General features: G+C 50.3%; 7 protein-coding genes. All 7 read left to right on the forward strand.

The annotated features are described in order from the left end of the window. The first annotated feature begins 70 nt into the window (after positions 1-70). The 7 genes from ACT3RQ_RS17540 (at position 71) to ACT3RQ_RS17570 (ending at position 4,598) form a co-directional block, all read left to right on the forward strand. Positions 71-493: a GFA family protein gene (locus ACT3RQ_RS17540; protein WP_444680979.1), complete on the forward strand. Its 423-nt coding sequence runs from the start codon at positions 71-73 to the stop codon at positions 491-493. Between the two features lie 63 nt (positions 494-556). After that, positions 557-970: a DUF2784 domain-containing protein gene (locus tag ACT3RQ_RS17545; protein ID WP_444622584.1), complete on the forward strand. Its 414-nt coding sequence runs from the start codon at positions 557-559 to the stop codon at positions 968-970. Further along, positions 963-2,282, forward strand: a complete 1,320-nt coding sequence (locus ACT3RQ_RS17550) for a S8 family serine peptidase (RefSeq protein WP_444680980.1) — start codon at positions 963-965, stop codon at positions 2,280-2,282. The genes ACT3RQ_RS17545 and ACT3RQ_RS17550 overlap by 8 nt, the downstream gene beginning before the upstream one ends. A 13-nt stretch (positions 2,283-2,295) precedes the next feature. Then, positions 2,296-2,535 carry a hypothetical protein gene (locus ACT3RQ_RS17555; protein ID WP_193054143.1) on the forward strand — a complete coding sequence of 80 codons (240 nt, stop codon included), beginning with the start codon at positions 2,296-2,298 and terminating at the stop codon, positions 2,533-2,535. Positions 2,536-2,640: 105 nt separating this feature from the next. Beyond that, positions 2,641-3,126 (forward strand): VOC family protein, encoded by a 486-nt coding sequence (locus ACT3RQ_RS17560; RefSeq protein WP_444680981.1) that lies wholly within the window; start codon positions 2,641-2,643, stop codon positions 3,124-3,126. 50 nt (positions 3,127-3,176) lie between these two features. After that, on the forward strand, positions 3,177-3,695 hold the full coding sequence (locus ACT3RQ_RS17565; RefSeq protein ID WP_444622161.1) for an MgtC/SapB family protein: 519 nt from the start codon (positions 3,177-3,179) through the stop codon (positions 3,693-3,695). A 180-nt stretch (positions 3,696-3,875) separates the two neighbouring features. Then, positions 3,876-4,598: a ZIP family metal transporter gene (locus ACT3RQ_RS17570; protein ID WP_444680982.1), complete on the forward strand. Its 723-nt coding sequence runs from the start codon at positions 3,876-3,878 to the stop codon at positions 4,596-4,598. The last annotated feature ends 87 nt before the right edge of the window (positions 4,599-4,685 follow it).

The following is a 4,685-nucleotide window of genomic DNA, read 5'->3' on the forward strand; positions in this document are numbered from 1 at the left end:
GAAAAGGTGGGTTTAGGGTTCGCTCTATTAAGCATGTATAGACGGTGTTACGCATCTAACGGAGGATAATATGCAATCCAACATTGAGCATCGGGGTAGCTGTCTCTGCGGTGAAGTGCAGCTTTTAACTCATTTAGACAGTCACCATGTGTCGGTTTGCCACTGCAGCCTTTGTCGAAAGTGGGGTGGAGGGCCGCTGTTTGCGGTTGAGTCCCAAAACGAGGTGGATTTCCAGGGGGCTGAGCATATTGCTATCTTCAGTTCCTCAGAGTGGGCCGAGCGCGGTTTCTGCAAGCAGTGTGGGACGCATCTGTTTTATCGGTTAAAAGAGGGCGGGCACTATGCTATCCCTGTGGGGCTTCTGGAGGATAACGGCCAGTGGCAGCTTGAGGAGCAGATATTTATTGAGCAAAAACCAGCGTTTTACTCGTTTTCTCAAGTTACCAGAGAGTTAACCGGCGAGGAGGTTTTTGCTCAGCATACTGGCAATTAAGAGGTTTCGTGGCCACTGCAAACACTGGCTACCTCCTCTGCCCATGCTTCACTTAGGAGAGATATGGCCCCTTCACTACTTCTACTCATGGCGGATGCGATATTAGTCGTTCATGTGCTGTTTGTTGTCTTTGTCGTCTTCGGGTTGCTGGCTATTTATGCCGGTTATTTTTTAAGGTGGCGATGGGTGCGAAATAAGAGATTTCGTATTTTGCATTTGTCCGCTATTGGGTATGTAGTGGTGCAGTCCTGGTTGGGCGCGGTTTGCCCGCTTACTACGTGGGAAATGGCCTTGAGAGCAGAGGCCGGTACAGCAACCTATACGGGGTCCTTCATTCAGTACTGGTTGCAAAGCCTGCTTTACTACACGGCGCCGGAGTGGGTGTTTGTGCTGCTTTATACGGTTTTTGGTAGCTTGGTGTTATGCAGCTGGTTTTTAGTGCGGCCAAACCAACAGAAAGGAAGCGATGATGGCTAATAAATCTAAAAGCAACGGAAGCGAAAGCAACCCCTCTGGCAAGAGTGAATCATTAGCCACAATTTCGTGCGGTGCTGAACAGCTGCTTGTGGCTGCTCTCGAGCGAGGCGTTAATTGTCTTGAAACCGGGCGTTTTCTTATCAGTTATCGTGAAGGGCGAATGGAAGAGGGCATTAAGTCTCTCAAGGCTCAGAAGTTTCGAGTGGCCGACGCGCGTGACTTTGCTGACCAAGCCGTCAGTTTGGAAGACGTCGGTGATGCGGAGGTTGTGGTGTTCCCAGAGCTTGGGGTTGCGCTTGTTGGTAGTGACGCTTTACAGCTGCATGGGATGAGTCTCGAAGACCCTATTTCAGCCGATAGCCCAATAGAAATTATTGAGCCAGAGTATTTTGCCTTTTCCGAAAATTCAGAGTATCTGCGAGGTTTTTTGCGGGCTGCGAGTACGATTGCTCGCGATCTTGGCGCTGATGTTGATCTGGATGAAGCCCAAGACAAGCGTGAGCCAGGCAAGCCAGAAACGACCTGGGGATTGATTCAATGCAATGTGTTGCAAAGCCGGTGGAGTGGGGCTGGGATTAAAGTAGCCGTGCTGGATACCGGGATGGACCTTGGCTATCCTGACTTTGTAGGTAGAGAGTTTATTACCCGCTCATTCGTAGGAGAGCCGGTTCAAGATATCAATGGTCACGGAACACACTGTATCGGCACGGCCTGCGGCCCCAGGATGCCTTTCGAAAATGCTCCTCGCTACGGTATCGCATCCGATTCACAGGTGCTCGTTGGAAAGGTGCTCACCAACTCGGGTAGCAGTACGGGGGCGGGAGTACTTGCGGGAATGAATTGGGCGATCGCCAATCGATGTGACGTCATTTCGATGTCGCTGGGCAGTCAAAGTCCTGTGCAAGCTGCCTACACCCACGCGGGTGCTGCGGCTCTGCGTAAAGGGTGTCTGATTATTGCTGCCGCAGGAAACTCTTCTGCCCATACGGGAGCGCCTGCCAACTCACCTACTATCATGTCGGTTGCATCTATTGACGCCAACTTAAAGCCTTCGAGCTTTTCTAACGCAGGCAAAATCGAAATTGCCGCGCCGGGCGGCGACATTTTTTCGTCCTGGCCCCGGCCGGTACATCATAAAACGATTAGCGGAACTAGTATGGCGACGCCCCACGTTGCAGGCTGCGCCGCTCTTTGGGCTGAGTCAGATGCCTCGCTGCGCGGTATGAAACTCTGGCAACGGCTGTTGGATTCTGCAAAGCCTTTACCATTCTCTGGTTCCCGTGTTGGGGCCGGATTGGTACAGGCACCTTAGATGAGGATGATCGATGCCGACAATAGCGCTTTGGATAATCACGATTTCTGAAGATCAATCGATCAATGACATAGCTTCGCGCCTTAGTGACGAAGGGCTCACCATCAGAGAGGTGTTTGAGGAGATTGGGTGCATCACCGGGGCGGCAGATGACGTTACCGTTGAGCGGCTTAAAAAGGTCAACGGAGTGGTGGATATTGCCCCTGATATGCAGCTCGATATAGGCCCACCAGGTGCTGATAAGACTTGGTGATTCCTCAGCAATCATCTTGGGAGGAGCTGTTAAAGGAGGCTGGGGTGCGCCGCATTAAAGTGTCATACCCATCATTGGCTGTTTCGTTTTGATTGGAGAAGTGTCATGGCAACACCAGCAAAGAATACGGTTTGTCTTTGGTTCGATGGTCGCGCAGAAGAAGCCGCACGCTTTTATGCAGATACCTTTCCTGATTCGTTTGTTAGCACTGTTCACCGCGCGCCGGGAGACTTTCCATACGGTAAGGAAGGGGATGTGTTGACCGTTGAGTTTACCGTGCTGGGCATTCCATGCCTGGGGCTTAACGGTGGGCCTGGGGTTACGCATAGCGAAGCGTTTTCCTTTCAGGTCTCAACCAATGATCAGGCCGAAACGGACCGCTATTGGAACGCGATAGTGGGTAATGGCGGGCAAGAAAGCGCGTGTGGTTGGTGTAAAGATAAATGGGGCGTGTCTTGGCAGGTAACGCCTGTGGCGCTGATTGAAGCGATCACTGCCTCGGACCCTGCCGCTGCTAAGCGCGCGTTTGCAGCGATGATGCAGATGAAAAAAATTGATATCGCCACCATTGAGGCAGCACGTAACGGTTGAATTAGTTAAAAGATGTTCACTCATCGCGCGTTAACGACAGGGCTGAGGCAATGGAGTCAGTGAGTAATATTGTTATTTCTGAATTTTCTGATTTTAATGACCTAAGTGAATTTATTATTGTAGTGACTCGATTGCTAATGGCTGCTTTTCTCGGTGGCCTCTTGGGGCTTGAGCGTGAACAGAGCGGTAAGCCAGCTGGAATACGTACCCACATGCTTGTGTGCATGGGGGCGGCGTTATTTATATTAATCCCGCAGCAAACAGGCATTTCAGATGCAGAGATGAGTCGGGTCATTCAAGGTGTTATTAGCGGCATTGGTTTTTTATGTGCTGGAAGTATTATCACCCGTAAGAATGATCTATTTGCTACCGGGCTTACCACGGCGGCTGGCATTTGGTTTACAGCGGCTATAGGTGTCGCCGTTGGTCTTGGGCGTGAGCAAACGGCCGTTTTGTGTACCGTGCTGGCCTGGACAGTGCTGTATGTGGTGCCTTTCTTCTCACGCGCGATAACCAAGAAAAGGCCTGTGGCTTCAGGATCGAAAGAAGATGATTCTGGTAACAAATAAGCGTGAGACGCACCCCGTTAATTTGCGGCATTCATGGCCTTATGGACCTTCATAAGCTGAACAAACGCAAGGGGCGAAATACGATACGGCTCGGTGCTCTGAAACGCTTGGGAGGCAGCGAGAAATGCCGGACAACCCGGTGAACCAACGGTGGTTGAAAAGAGGCTAATCTGACATTTTATGGCTGAAATTATCACTATCCTTCTTTTATCATTAATGGCAGGTGCCGCAATGCCCATCGGGGCATTATTAGCTAAGTTTGACCTGGTTCATCCCTCCCTTTTAGGGGATTCCTGGCGACATTTCATTATTGCTTTTGGTGGTGGAGCGCTGATGTCAGCGGTCGCTCTGGTATTGGTACCTGAAGGTGCTAGTAAGTTACCGCTTGTACCGGCCGCCTTGTGTTTTGCTGCTGGTGGGGTATGTTTTTACTTCCTTGATGCCTACTTAAAAAAACTCAATAGCTCGGTAGGCCAACTGGTGGCAATGTTATCTGATTTTATCCCTGAAGCGATTGCCTTGGGTGCTGCCTTTGCAGCAGGCGAAGGCACAGGGTTGCTGCTTGCACTATTAATGATTTTACAAAATCTGCCTGAGGGTTTTAACGCTTACGAAGAACTGAGCAATAATAATACTCAACTATCTTCCAATAAAATCATACTGGCATTTAGCGGTTTGGCATTAGTGGGGCCCATCTCAGCAGCAACCGGCTATTACGTATTGGCACAGTACGATGTGTTAATGGGAGCACTAATGCTATTTGCGAGTGCGGGTATTTTGTACCTTGTTTTTCAGGATATTGCCCCCGGGTCCAAGCTCGAACAACAGGGAATGCCGGCAATCGGTGCTGTCGCTGGGTTTCTGCTTGGGTTGATGGGTAACATGGTACTTCTTGCTTCCTGATGGCAAATAACCGCAAGCAGCGCAATGCTATGACTATGCGGTTTAATGGCGAAGAATAAGAGTCTTCGCCTCGCTTTTTCTTTCTTT

The sequence above is a fragment of the Halomonas sp. AOP43-D1-4 genome (genome assembly GCF_052446175.1).
Classification (GTDB): domain Bacteria; phylum Pseudomonadota; class Gammaproteobacteria; order Pseudomonadales; family Halomonadaceae; genus Vreelandella; species Vreelandella citrativorans.